Annotated in this window: 16 protein-coding genes and 2 tRNA genes; 7 read left to right on the top strand and 11 right to left on the bottom strand. The window is 27.7% G+C overall.

Going from position 1 to position 12,955, the window contains the following annotated elements; all coding sequences use genetic code 11:
- Positions 1-10: 10 nt before the first annotated feature.
- From Q0881_RS11390 to Q0881_RS11375, 4 genes are all read right to left on the bottom strand, one after another.
- Entirely contained in the window at positions 11-439 is a 429-nt protein-coding gene (locus tag Q0881_RS11390; RefSeq protein WP_299160269.1) for a hypothetical protein, read from the bottom strand.
- Between the two features lie 123 nt (positions 440-562).
- Positions 563-1,219 carry a hypothetical protein gene (locus Q0881_RS11385; RefSeq protein WP_299160267.1) on the bottom strand — a complete coding sequence of 219 codons (657 nt, stop codon included), beginning with the start codon at positions 1,217-1,219 and terminating at the stop codon, positions 563-565.
- A gap of 32 nt (positions 1,220-1,251) precedes the next feature.
- Positions 1,252-1,410: a hypothetical protein gene (locus Q0881_RS11380; RefSeq protein ID WP_299160265.1), complete on the bottom strand. Its 159-nt coding sequence runs from the start codon at positions 1,408-1,410 to the stop codon at positions 1,252-1,254.
- A gap of 44 nt (positions 1,411-1,454) precedes the next feature.
- Complete coding sequence (locus Q0881_RS11375; protein ID WP_299160263.1) at positions 1,455-1,937, bottom strand: DUF4999 domain-containing protein; 483 nt, start codon at positions 1,935-1,937, stop codon at positions 1,455-1,457.
- 197 nt (positions 1,938-2,134) lie between these two features.
- Here Q0881_RS11375 and Q0881_RS11370 point away from each other — a divergent pair, with 197 nt between their 5' ends.
- From Q0881_RS11370 to Q0881_RS11350, 5 genes are all read left to right on the top strand, one after another.
- A complete protein-coding gene (locus tag Q0881_RS11370; protein WP_299160261.1) occupies positions 2,135-3,154 on the top strand; it encodes a histidine kinase in 1,020 nt (339 codons plus the stop codon).
- A gap of 5 nt (positions 3,155-3,159) precedes the next feature.
- Positions 3,160-3,927, top strand: coding sequence for a LytTR family DNA-binding domain-containing protein (locus Q0881_RS11365; protein WP_299160259.1), 768 nt, complete (start codon positions 3,160-3,162; stop codon positions 3,925-3,927).
- A gap of 12 nt (positions 3,928-3,939) precedes the next feature.
- Positions 3,940-4,347, top strand: a complete 408-nt coding sequence (locus Q0881_RS11360) for a hypothetical protein (protein WP_299160257.1) — start codon at positions 3,940-3,942, stop codon at positions 4,345-4,347.
- A gap of 192 nt (positions 4,348-4,539) precedes the next feature.
- The gene (locus Q0881_RS11355; protein ID WP_299160255.1) at positions 4,540-5,199 is read left to right on the top strand and encodes a DUF3575 domain-containing protein; all 660 of its coding nucleotides are present in this window, start codon (positions 4,540-4,542) and stop codon (positions 5,197-5,199) included.
- Positions 5,199-6,305, top strand: a complete 1,107-nt coding sequence (locus Q0881_RS11350) for a BamA/TamA family outer membrane protein (protein ID WP_299160253.1) — start codon at positions 5,199-5,201, stop codon at positions 6,303-6,305. The genes Q0881_RS11355 and Q0881_RS11350 overlap by 1 nt, the downstream gene beginning before the upstream one ends.
- Before the next feature lie 146 nt (positions 6,306-6,451).
- Here Q0881_RS11350 and Q0881_RS11345 read toward each other — a convergent pair whose 3' ends face one another.
- From Q0881_RS11345 to Q0881_RS11320, 6 genes are all read right to left on the bottom strand, one after another.
- Positions 6,452-6,784, bottom strand: coding sequence for a hypothetical protein (locus Q0881_RS11345; protein WP_299160251.1), 333 nt, complete (start codon positions 6,782-6,784; stop codon positions 6,452-6,454).
- Positions 6,785-6,837: 53 nt separating this feature from the next.
- Positions 6,838-7,035 carry a hypothetical protein gene (locus Q0881_RS11340; RefSeq protein ID WP_299160249.1) on the bottom strand — a complete coding sequence of 66 codons (198 nt, stop codon included), beginning with the start codon at positions 7,033-7,035 and terminating at the stop codon, positions 6,838-6,840.
- A gap of 139 nt (positions 7,036-7,174) precedes the next feature.
- Positions 7,175-8,149 (bottom strand): hypothetical protein, encoded by a 975-nt coding sequence (locus tag Q0881_RS11335; RefSeq protein WP_299160247.1) that lies wholly within the window; start codon positions 8,147-8,149, stop codon positions 7,175-7,177.
- Positions 8,136-9,476 carry a site-specific integrase gene (locus tag Q0881_RS11330; protein ID WP_299160245.1) on the bottom strand — a complete coding sequence of 447 codons (1,341 nt, stop codon included), beginning with the start codon at positions 9,474-9,476 and terminating at the stop codon, positions 8,136-8,138. The genes Q0881_RS11335 and Q0881_RS11330 overlap by 14 nt, the downstream gene beginning before the upstream one ends.
- A 109-nt stretch (positions 9,477-9,585) precedes the next feature.
- Positions 9,586-9,658, bottom strand: a tRNA-Met gene (locus tag Q0881_RS11325).
- 204 nt (positions 9,659-9,862) lie between these two features.
- Positions 9,863-9,935, bottom strand: a tRNA-Met gene (locus tag Q0881_RS11320).
- 142 nt (positions 9,936-10,077) lie between these two features.
- Here Q0881_RS11320 and era point away from each other — a divergent pair.
- On the top strand, positions 10,078-10,959 hold the full coding sequence (gene era / locus Q0881_RS11315; RefSeq protein ID WP_299160243.1) for a GTPase Era: 882 nt from the start codon (positions 10,078-10,080) through the stop codon (positions 10,957-10,959).
- Here era and Q0881_RS11310 read toward each other — a convergent pair.
- Positions 10,956-11,465 (bottom strand): GTP-binding protein, encoded by a 510-nt coding sequence (locus Q0881_RS11310; protein WP_299160241.1) that lies wholly within the window; start codon positions 11,463-11,465, stop codon positions 10,956-10,958. The two genes, era and Q0881_RS11310, sit on opposite strands and share 4 nt — an antisense overlap.
- Positions 11,466-11,568: 103 nt before the next feature.
- On the opposite strand from Q0881_RS11310, the gene der reads away from it, so the two are divergent.
- Positions 11,569-12,873: a ribosome biogenesis GTPase Der gene (gene der, locus Q0881_RS11305; protein WP_299160239.1), complete on the top strand. Its 1,305-nt coding sequence runs from the start codon at positions 11,569-11,571 to the stop codon at positions 12,871-12,873.
- The last annotated feature ends 82 nt before the right edge of the window (positions 12,874-12,955 follow it).

Genomic DNA, 12,955 nt, shown 5'->3' with positions numbered 1-12,955 from the left:
TTTTGTTTTTTTAGTTAGTTAATTTCCAATTTCTTTGTTGATAAATGGCTTTAAGAATTGCGTCCCAACTTTTCTTATGAATTTCTAATTGTTTAGGAGTAAGTAACTCTTCAACGTCTTTATGAAGTTTCCTTATTTGCTTTGGGAATTCATGACGAATTTCATCATCATTTAATTGAGCATCTGGACGACCAAGACGTTCCATTTTGTATACATGATAAATCACAATTTTCTTATAGTCTTTTCGTATATCTCCTGCTAGCTTCATCTCATCCATTCTATCTTCATACCATAATTCTTGTAGCTCTTTATCGTTTGTAGAAAAAAGAGCAACTTTATACTCAAGACGTTCTTTCTGTTCTGTAGATAGTTTTTGAGCAAGAATAGTTTGGTAGTAAAAACAACAAATAATAATGACGATAATTTTTTTTATATTCATAATATTGATTATTTAATTATCTAAAAGTAAAAAAAAAAAACTACTTATAATACTTATAGTGAGCTATTTAAAATCTTTTATAAGATTTTAAAGGTTAAAGTAGAATTTGTTAACGTAAACAACTTACTTTACTAATTGTTCTACTACTCTTTTTGAAAAGTCTTCTGATATTGTTCCCAAAGTTTTTGGGTTGTCTATTTCGGTTGTAATTACAAAAATCAATTGATTTTCTTCAGATTTCGTTAAATCATATATTACCGTTTCTAAAATATATATTTTTCCTTCATATGTAATAGTATTCAATGATTCAGATTGATAAAACCCTCTATTATAATAGCTGTAAAATCCACCATAATATCTATTATAATTATATACTGGATAGTTTCGCATTGAATAACCTGAACCAGATGTTGTTGTTTTAGTGTATTTTTGAGTGTCCTTTAAAACCGTTAGAACTACGATATCTATACCTTTGTTTCTAAATTCTTTAACAAGCTCTTTTTTTTCAAACTTATTTAGTTTTTTAGAAATATCTATTTTTGGAAATAACGTATAACTTTCAATAGATTTTATATTATTTTCTTTTAATCTAGTAGTTAGATCGTTTTCAAATTGAGTTCTTATTGCATTGTTATTAGTTTTACTAAAAACAATTACTGTCTTTTCTTTCAGATTTAAAGGGTCAGTTCTTTTCCAGGTTCTAACTGTTTTAACAGAAGAACAACTAACGATGATAATTGATAGTAAAAGAGTTCCGAATATGTAACGAAGTGTTTTCATGATTTTTAAATTTAATTAACTTATTAAATAATTTATCTTCTTATTGTATAACCAGCAGCAGAACCAAGTTTTTCTAGTCTTTCATATGTTTGTTTTATATTTCTTTTGATTATTATAAATAAATTATTGATTTTGTTTATTACAGTGTTGTTTATATGGTAATAATTTAATATTGTATTTTGAGTTTCCATGATTTTATGTTTTAAGTTTGTTTTTAAAGAGTTGTGTTCTTATTCTATTCATAAACAATATCACTTGTTTCTATACTTAAATTTTCTGTATATTTTTTATTGGAGCTATTAACAGGAACCTCAATAATTAAGAATTTATCTTTCCCGTTAGAATCTTTGCCTTGATAAAATTTAAAAACATATGGTTCAATCTGTAATACTCTTACTGGTATTGAAAATGTAGTTTCATTAATACTGAGATTACATGAGTCACCATCATCTACATGTGCTATTGGGTATATAAGTCTTGTATTTCCCTCATAAATATAATCCAATTGATTATAGTAGTAATAGCAACTATTTGGTAATAAAACAGTTAAATTAATTTGATGGATGCTTCCATAATTAAATTCATTTGGAAGCTCTGCATTTACAACACTTACATATTCTAAGTGGTAATCGTGGTCATTTTCGTTGTCGTCTGAACATGATACTAAAGAAATTGAAAAGACAATAATCATAATTAATAAATACTTGAAATTTTTCATCTTATATTGTTTTAAATTCTATTCAAATGTACCTTCATTTTGTATTTCAAATGGAGTCATTTTAAGTGAACAGGTAAAAAGTTAAGGTGAAAGGTCTTTTTTTAAATGTGAACTTAATTATATAAACCCGTTAATAAATAAATAGCTACAATTAATTATTTAATGTAATTTTATAGTGATTAAAACTAGTTTATCTATTGGCATTTAGAAAAGTTAACAAATCCGTCATAGTCAGTATTTCATTAATAATTTCAGTATTATTAAATTTTCCTAGATATATAGAGTTATTTAAGGCATCTAGAATCTATGAAAATCAAGGAGTGCTAGTTTCATTGAAAGAAATTGGAGTAAAACTTCTCTTTCTTTTTATAGCTTCGATATTAGTATTACAGTTAAATGCAAATTGGAGATACAGATTTAAAAAAGTGTCTTTATTAGTAGAAATTATAATAACAATTTTAATTCATATAATTATTTACTTCTGCTTTATTAAATTTTTTCTAATAGCTTATGCTTTAATAGTTGGTAATAAACCTATAGAAGTTGGTTTTATTTACTTTGGATATGGTATCGCATTTCTTATACTTTTTTTTATAGCTAAGATTTTACGCTATCAAGTTATTCATAATGAAGTTTTATTAGAAAAAGAGGTTTTAAGAAGACGTAGTATTCAGAATGAATTAATGGCATTGAAAAATCAAATCAATCCTCATTTTTTGTTTAATTCTTTAAATTCTTTAAATTCTTTAATAAGAGAAAATGAAAAAGCTACGATGTTTGTAAATAATCTATCATTTATGTATAGGTATATTTTGCAAAGTGGAGATACTGAAATGGTAACGCTAGAAAAAGAATTGGAGTTTTTACAGAGTTATATTTATTTAATTGAAGTGAGGTATCGTGATAGAGTTAGGGTTACTATTAATATAGATGAAAAGTGGTTTACTTATACAATTCCTATACTGTCACTACAATTGTTAGTAGAAAATGCTGTAAAGCATAATGAGATATCAGAAGAATGTCCATTATATATTAATATATATATAAAGGAAGATTATTTAGTAATCGAAAATAGATTTAAACCAAGAAGAACTTTAGTCAGTAGCACAAGAAAAAGTTTAGAAAATATTAATAAACGATATAGCTTATTAAAAGATAAAAGAATTGTTATTAATAAAACAAAAGAGAAGTTTACAGTTAAATTGCCGTTAAATTAACAAAAATGAAAGTTTTAATAATAGAAGATGAGATAGCAGCAGCAGAGCATCTGAAATATTTACTCGAAAGAATAAATATAGAAATAAAGGTGTTAACTATTTTGGACTCGGTTAAATCGAGCGTCAAATACCTTAAAGAGGCTAACGATATTCAGCTTATTTTTATGGATATTCATTTATCAGATGGCCTTTCATTTGAGATCTTTGACATTATAAATATTCAAACCCCCATTATTTTTACTACAGCTTATAATCAATATGCTATAAAAGCTTTTAAAGTAAATAGTATAGATTATTTATTAAAACCTATCAATATAGAAGAGCTAGAAGAAGCTATTAATAAGTTTAAGGTTTTAGATAATTCCACTAAAGAAGACACCACTTCTTTTCAAGTTCAGGAACTTTTAAAACTACTTAAAATAGAAAATCCAACCTACAAAAATAACTATCTAGTTCAAAAACAAGATACCTTACTTCCATTGAGTATAGATTCAATTGCTTTCTTTACAATTGACACCGGCATAGTTAAGGCTGTAACTTTGGATAACAAATCATTTATTATAAATGAAAAACTAGAAGATATTGAAGAAGAAATTAATCCTAAACAATTTTATAGAGCAAATAGACAATATATTATTAATAAAGATTCAATTGTTAATATTAAACCTTATTTTACAGGTAAGTTAATTTTAAATATTAAACCTCCTACAAAAGAAAAAATTATGATTAGTAGAGCAAAATCTAAAAATTTTAAAGATTGGATTAATTCTTAACAGCATTAAATTATGAAAAAAATTATTTCAATTCTATTTTTATGTTCAATAATATTATCAAATTGTGACGATAATAAATTAGGCAAAAGAAAAATTAATGCACTAAAACCTTCCGTTGAAGAATTTGTTTCTGGAAATAAAAAAGTTCAAAAATTATGGTATGAAGATAGAATGGATGAAATGGGACTTGTTAGTAATTCTAGAGAAAAATATAAAATAATTGTAAAGTACTTTTCTCTTAAAATGGAATCTCTTAGAGAGAAAAAATTAAATAATGCGGAATTAAAGCGTGAATTTCCTAAACTTATAAGAAAACTTCGAAAAGATGTATCAAATTATTTAACAACAGAACAAATAAAGATTCACGATGATAGTTGGGAAATAATTTCTACTGCCATATACAAACGTGAAGGCCTATAAAAGTCAATGTTCATTGTTTAATTAATTATATTTCTCATTTCATTTTATGTATTTTCGAACTACGCTTAAAAAGCTATGTGAAATTTGTTCTATTAAAGTCTAACGACCATAACCTTTTATTCAATCAAAAATATCATTCTTATTTAGTTGTTTAAAAAAAAAAATATAGTTTTGTTAGAAATATAATCTCTTATGCTCAAATATAAATCTATATGTTTTGCAGTTTTTTTTCTTCTATTAAGTACTTCTCTTTTTTCGCAAGAAAAAGATACTATAATATCAACACCATTTAAAAAAGAGAAATGGCTGATAGGTTTAAGTGGAAGTTTTAGCTCAAACACAAATAATATTAGCTCTACTTCAAAAACTAATTCTACTAATAATTATGGTTTAGAAATTAAAATTGGAAAATTCAAAAAAGACCGATGGTTATTAGGCGGAGTATTATTAGCAGAGAGAAATAATGGAAATGGAAATATCAAAAGAGATGTTGAATCTTTTTTTCTTGCCCCTATGACCTCTTACTACTTTTCTATGAGTAAAGATGGTTCATTGTTTATAAGTCTTGCTGCAGGATATATAAAATATAGAGAAGAAAACACCTTTACATCTAACTCAGACAATTTAAAAGAGATTTTAAATGGAAATGGGCTCGGGTTAGTAGTTAATTTAGGTTATTCTTACCCTATAACAAATCATGTTACTTTTGACATTGGTGTTAACTTAACTAATTATTGGTTAACGATAAATAAGGAATCTAACGGAAGTAGTTCTTTCTTGAATACGAGTGCTAAAATTGACGGAGTAAATTTTGCTTTCGGATTTAATGTTTTACTTGACAAACTTTTCTAATGAGAAAAATTATTCTACTTGTTATAACTCTTTATACTTTATCCATTAATTCTCAGATAAACAATGGAGATAATAATATCTACAAAACTGACACCATTAAGAGTAAAAATGTAAAAATTATTGCAATTCCAATTGTTTTTACAACTCCTGAAACAGGTTTCGGTATTGGTGGTGGTGCTCAATTTTTTCTTTTAAACAAATCAAACATATATAATTCAAGATTATCAAATATTTTGGTAAGTGCCATATATACATTTAACCAACAGATAATGATTGACGTAAATCCAAAAATATATTTAAAAAATGGAGATTATTTTTTAGATGCGTCCTATAAATTAGAAATTTTCCCAAACTCATTTTGGGGTATTGGTAGTAACACCAAAGAAGAAGACGTTGAGTCTTATAATATGACTTCAAATTCATTAAACGTAAGTTTATTAAAAAGATTGCCTCCAAATCTTAATTTTGGATTTCAATTTACTTATCAAAACCATGATATTACTGAAAGGGAATTAGGAGGAAAACTAGAAAAATTTATAATACCTGGTAGTAAAGGAGCAACCATAGTCGGCTTAGGAAGTGTTTTTAATTTTGATAACAGAGATAATGTGGCTGATCCAAAAAAAGGACATTTTTTAGGTTTAAGTGCTCAGTTTTCTAGTAAGAATTTTGGAGCTACACATAATTTTAATAAATTTATAACAGATTTAAGAGCTTACATGCCTATAAATGAAAACAGTACTCTAGCTACTCAAATTTATATAGAAACTAACTACGGCAATGTACCGTTTCAATCTAAAGCTTTATATGGCGGTAGTAATAGAGCGCGTGGTTACTTTAGAGGTCGATTTATAGATAACCATAGTTACGTTGTACAAGCGGAATATAGATGGAGATTTCACCATAGATGGGGTTTAGCATTTTTTGGACTAATCGGGGAAGTTGCCGATCAACCAAAGAACTTTTTAAGTAATTTAAAACCTAGTTTAGGAGGAGGAATCCGTTTTAAAATAACAAAAAATCAAAATACGTTACTTAGATTAGGTATGGCAAAAGGAAAAGATGATAATGGTGGTCTTTACTTTGGCGTAAATCAAGCTTTTTAAAATAAAATTTTATACTATATTTAAATGAAGAGTATTAAACTTAAAGATTAAAATTGAATTATATGATGCTTAAATTCTATTTATATATCACTAAACCTAACTCAATATCAAAATAAGGTAATAGCCCGATAAAATTAGGCTTCATATTATTTCCTATGATATCTTTTTAATTTCTTAGCTAAGTTTTTAATATCACTCTTAGTCGCTGGTTTATTCTCTTCCTTTGTAAAAGCATATTTTAATAAATCTACAGCTGCACTTCCAATTGCTGCGTTACCTACCCCAGCTATACTCAATTTCTCAACACTTGTTTTAGTAGTTTTATTTCCTAGTTTATCTACTTCTATTTTATCTGTTGATTTTGCTTTCTTGTGATGTGATTTTGATCTACAACTATTTGAACAATATTTTTGAACTCTTCTTCTTACTGGTAAAAATTCTTTTCTACAATATTCACATTTATATAACCTTGTTTCCATATACGTTAATTGAACGTTCGTTTTACGCTTAATCTCTTCTAATTCGTTTTTGTTTATAGTTTTCTGTTTCTGTTTCTGAAAACATTTTTCAACAAATAATTAATTGCATCTTCTTCGGTTAATGATTTTCTTTTTTTTGCTTTCTTAAAACTTGAAGAGATCGTCAAGTCATTCTTTAATTTATCTAATAGCAGTTTTTGCTCTTCCAATGGAAGTGCTTTTACTACTTGATAAACTACATCTGAATTCACTATAAATTAATTAACTTTTGTCGTTAGCTAAGTTAATTTCTAGTGATATAATATGAAGATTTTAAGCTATGGCAATAGCATGTCTGAGTAATGTCTATTGCTGTCCGAAAATGTATTTTTAGGAAAAGTAAATGATTTCTTAATTTTTAGTCGTCAATTCTTGTAATTCTTCTTTGACTTTTTTTAATCTAAAATCATGTGATAGATTTTCACCCCTCCCATAATGTCTAATTTTTGTAATTGACATATTATGTTCTTGATTTACATAATCAATAAAACATTTTTTCTTTTCTGAAATAAGTAATGATTCTAATAAAGCTTGATGCAAACTATCTATATTTGAAGGCTTATTATCTATAAAGCTTTCTATCTTTTTTTGTGTCCAACTATATACATCAAAATCTAGAAAAACATTCTTGTATTTTTTATATCGTTCTTTAAGAATTCCTAAATTACTAAAAGCTGTGTCATCTTCAAATTGAAACGTATCATTTAAACTTAATAAGATTTTAAGAGTACTTTCAAATTCGAATGCCTTAGTGAAAGTTTCTTGTTTCTTAAATTCATCTGATTCAAAATATACTTGATCTCCTATCAAATATGCTTTTAAATTTTGATCCGTTGCTAAAGTTGTCTTTAAAGCACTTCTTAAACCTTTTAAAAACTCAAATCGATTCAACATTTCTACCCTCTCTAAACCGCTTTCTGAAATTGACCTATAACCTAATGAGATATCTTTAGGCGTAATTCTTGAAAATTTATCTTTAAAATATTTTAATGCAACTTTTCGTTGTTCAATATATTCCATTCCAAAAATCTCATTTTCGAAATCTTTAGAAAAAAAGAGAAAACCTTTATCTATTGCGGGTAAATTAACTGCTTTAAAAAATGTATAAAACTCTTCTCTTAATTCATAATTAGGATTTACTTTTGTTTTATAAGATGTAACTTTATTAAATTCACTTAAATCTAGAACACTTTCTGACTCAAACCCAATAGAGGTAAAACTTTCATACAAACCTAAATCAACTAAAATTTGCAATTGTTGTTCTTCCGATAGTTTTTCAAAGTCACTTTCTTTCAGAATTCCAAAATTATTTTTAACCTCTTTCATTTATTCTTTCTTTTTCATTTTTTAAATTATCGTATAGCATATTCGAATAATCTTCTGGTAATTCTGCATCAATATCTCTTAAATATTTCTCTAAAGCTACCATTGTTCCATGTCCTGTAATTGGCATTAAATTACTTTTTGCCTCATGTTTAGACATTCTTTCTCTGAATTTTCTATATAATTTAGTGATAAATGTATGTCTAAAACTATACATTCCAAATTCTGTTCCTAATTCAAAGTGATCTTTTATTTTCTTAAAACGCTTAGAAAATTCATTCCTTTTGTTTGTTTCTTCTGCTTCCCAATTTTCACCTATTCCGAATCTACCAAATAAAAATGATTTTGGGTCTTTATTTGATAAATCTGGTAAATCATTCAATAATATTTCTAGAATAATTTTTACTTTAACTGGTTTGTTTTTTGCCTTAACATACAATTTTCTATCATCTATATCTACATCTTCTATCCTCAAGCGACAAACTTCTATAGGTCTTAAAAAATTATACGATATAAACTTTATAAATAGTAATAAATGCGAATCTGCTTGCTCTAAGTATTTATAAATCTCTTTTTCTAATTTTGGAGTATAGGTTTTATTTCGTTTTGGTACTGATTTTAAAACTGGAATCTTTTTAACAAAATTATCCTGTACGACTTCATTATCTTCCAAAAGTTGAAACATAGAGGCAATATCTGTTCTTGAGTTATTTCTATTTCTTGCACTTGTTCTTTTTAAAACTTCATTTAAATAATCTATTACAATTTTCTTTGTTATAAAAGTGATTGGATTCTTATAATATTCTTTTTCTATCAACCACTTTTCAAAAAGCCCCACTCTACTTTTGTATTGAACAAACGAATTTTTATTCATCATATTAACCTTCAACTCCAATGTTAACTTTATAGCTTCTGAAATACTTATGGATATTTCCTCTATTGGAATTACAATAGGTTCTTTTTCTTTTACTTCTTCTTGTGTGTACCTAGCACTTTCTTTATTGACGGTTATTGTTCCTTTGGAAAACATTACTTTTTCTAAAGCACTATTATCTTTATATGGATTAAACCCGTATTCTAACAACTTTAATAAAGATTGTTGCATAGTCCTTAAAAACTCATAACGATCTCGTTTTGTTTTTAACTTATTTACTCCCGCCTTTATATTCGGTTGCCTAACTAATTTTTCTGTTTTGGGGTCTCTAAACGAATAGTAAATATACCAAGGTCTACTAAGGGCCTCTTTTTTTTCTTGAGAAGAAAGTTTTGACCAAATAGAAATGTCTACACCTCCTGTGTAGATTTTTGGTTCAGAATAATTCAGTTTCATAGTAAAAACGTGTACGTTTTCGTATACGTCTTGTAAAAGTAAGGAATTTAATAGCATAAAAAAACGGTTCGTGTTACACGAACCGTTGATCTTATTAACTTTAAACTTGTAGCGGGAACTGGACTCGAACCAGTGACCTTCGGGTTATGAGCCCGACGAGCTACCTACTGCTCTATCCCGCGATTTGCGGTTGCAAATATACAACTTTTTATTCTTTACATCCTAATTAAAGCATTTTTATTTGTTTTTTTATTTTCAAGAGAAGGTATGCTAAATTTTAAAAACTATTTTTTTTACAAATAGAATTCTTTAAAATATTTTCAAAAAAAAGAGTTAGATTTTAGGTATAAAAGAAAAAGCTTCACTAAAATGTGAAGCTTTTTTTGTAGCGGGAACTGGACTCGAACCAGTGACCTTCGGGTTATGAGCCCGACGAGCTACCTACTGCTCTATCCCGCGATTTGCGGTTGCAAATATACAACTTTTTATTTCTTACATCCAAACAAAAAACATCATTTAAAGCAACAAAACTGTTAACTAGTACAATAACAGACACATAAAAAACAAACATTTTTAAGGTAAAACAGCTTATCTTTGCCCCATGACACATAAAGCAGGATTTGTAAATATTATCGGGAACCCAAACGTTGGGAAATCAACTTTAATGAATGCATTGGTTGGAGAGAAACTATCAATCATTACTTCTAAAGCTCAAACAACTCGACATAGAATTTTAGGAATTGTTAACAATGAAGATTATCAAGTAATTTTTTCTGATACTCCTGGAATTATTAAACCTGCTTATGAGTTACAAGAATCTATGATGGATTTTGTAAAATCTGCATTCGACGATGCCGATGTATTAATATATATGGTTGAGGTAGGTGAAAAGGAATTAAAAAATGAAGCCTTCTTTAAAAAAATTATCCATAGTGAAATTCCTGTTATTTTATTATTAAATAAGATTGATAAATCTACACAAGAAGAGGTAGAAGAAAAAGTAAACTATTGGAAAGAGAAAGTACCTAATGCTTTTGTTCATGTAATTTCAGCTTTAGAGAAATTTAACATTGAAATTGTTTTAGAAAAAATCATAGAATTTTTACCAGAAGGTCCTGCATTTTATCCTAAAGATCAATTAACGGATAAACCTGAACGTTTTTTTGTAAATGAAGCGATTCGTGAGAAAATACTCCGACATTATAAGAAAGAGATTCCATATTCAGTTGAAGTAGAAACTGAAAGTTTTGAGGAGGAAGAAGAAATTATTAAAATTCGTTCTGTTATTATGGTGGAACGTGATACTCAAAAAGGTATTATTATTGGTCATAAAGGAACTGCCATAAAAAGAGTTGGTACAGAAGCTAGAAAGGATCTTCAAAAATTTTTCGATAAAAAGGTATTCTTAGAACTATATGTAAAGGTAAATAAGAATTGGAGATCAAATGATAGACAGTTAAAACGTTTTGGATATAAAGATTAACTCTTTACTTCTTTTAGTAATTTTTTTGTAAAATCTTTTAATTCGTCCATTTGTTTTTTACCCGTAGCTTTACCTATAGATCCTACAAAATATAATAACACCCAAACTATAGGTAAAACAATCAACATTACTATTGGCAGTATTGACGATTTATTTAACGACCAATTACTATAAGCTATAATTCCAAAAATTAAAAAAGCTGTAGCTATAAAAAAGTGCAAAAACATAAAAAGAGTCCATACTTGGGGTTTTGGTCCAAACAAACCTTTTACTTTTGAAGTCAAATCCGTTACATCTTCAATTTCTATATGCAACTGTGGCGACCAAAAATGAGTCTCTTTATCGGGTACATCAATAACCAAATGATTATCTACAAGTTTCATTCTATAGTCTGAAACATCTGATAAATGTTTTTTCATTTCATCCAATAAACTTTTTGAATCCATCTCAAAATCAATTTGAAATCTTGGTTTTAAAAAAACCTTATTATATAACTGATCATCCATAACTTATATCTAATTTGCCTACAATGTAGTAAAAACATTATACTATATGAAATTCTTCTAAAGTTCATATAGTATATTGTATCTTTGCACAAATTTTTGCAAAATGAGTAGTATTGTTGCCATTGTTGGAAGACCCAACGTAGGAAAATCCACTTTATTTAATAGATTAGTACAACGCCGTGAAGCTATTGTAGATTCTGTTAGTGGAGTTACTAGAGACCGTCATTACGGTAAATCAGAATGGAATGGAAAAGAATTTTCTGTAATCGATACTGGAGGGTACGTCGTAGGATCTGATGATATTTTTGAAGGAGAAATACGTAAACAAGTTCAGTTAGCTATTGATGAAGCTGATGTTATTGTTTTTGTTGTTGATGTTGAGCAAGGAATTACGCCAATGGATGATGCAGTTGCAAAAATATTACGTCAAGTAAAAAAGCCTCTTTTTATGGCGGTAAACAAAGTAGATAACGCTATGCGTGATGCTGATGCTGTTGAGTTTTACAATCTTGGCTTAGGTGATTATTATACGATCTCTTCAATAAACGGAAGTGGAACTGGAGAATTGTTAGATGCAGTAGCAGAAGCTATTCCAGAAGAAGAAGAAACTGAAGAAAATGAACTTCCTCGTTTTGCAGTGGTTGGAAGACCAAACGCAGGAAAATCGTCTTTTATAAATGCTTTAATTGGTGAAGATAGAAATATCGTTACAAACATTGCAGGTACTACACGTGATTCTATTGATACAAAATACAACCGTTTTGGTTTTGAATTTAATTTAGTAGATACTGCTGGTATTAGAAAAAAATCGAAAGTAAAAGAAGATTTAGAATTTTACTCTGTAATGCGTGCTGTACGCGCTATTGAACACTGTGACGTTGCTATTTTAGTAGTTGATGCTACCCGTGATTTTGAAGGACAAGTTGAAAAAATATTTTGGCTAGCTGAAAAAAACAAAAAAGGGATTGTTATATTGGTTAATAAATGGGATTTAATTGAAAAAGAGACCAATACAATGCGTGATTTTGAAGCACACATACGAAAGAAGATAGCTCCTTTTACCGATGTGCCAATCTTATTTATTTCGGTGCTAAACAAACAACGTATTTTCAAAGCAATAGAAAGCGCTGTTGAAGTTTTTGAAAATAGAAAACGTCGTATTAAAACAAGTAAATTAAACGAAACAATGCTGGATATTATAGAACATAATTCTCCACCAGCTATAAAAGGGAAATATGTAAAAATAAAGTATTGTATGCAATTACCAACGCATACACCTCAGTTTGCATTTTTTGCTAATTTACCTCAATACATTAGAGATCCATACAAACGTTATTTAGAAAATCAATTACGTGAACATTATAACTTTAATGGTGTTCCTATAAGTATTTATTTTAGACAAAAATAGATGTAGTTTTAACATTATTTAACTACCTCAAAAGTAGTTTTTTCATTTCTTTGTACGCCATTCAAATATATTGCTACAAATA

The organism is uncultured Tenacibaculum sp., assembly GCF_947494125.1.
Lineage (GTDB): Bacteria > Bacteroidota > Bacteroidia > Flavobacteriales > Flavobacteriaceae > Polaribacter.
This window is presented reverse-complemented; position numbering and strand designations above follow the sequence as displayed.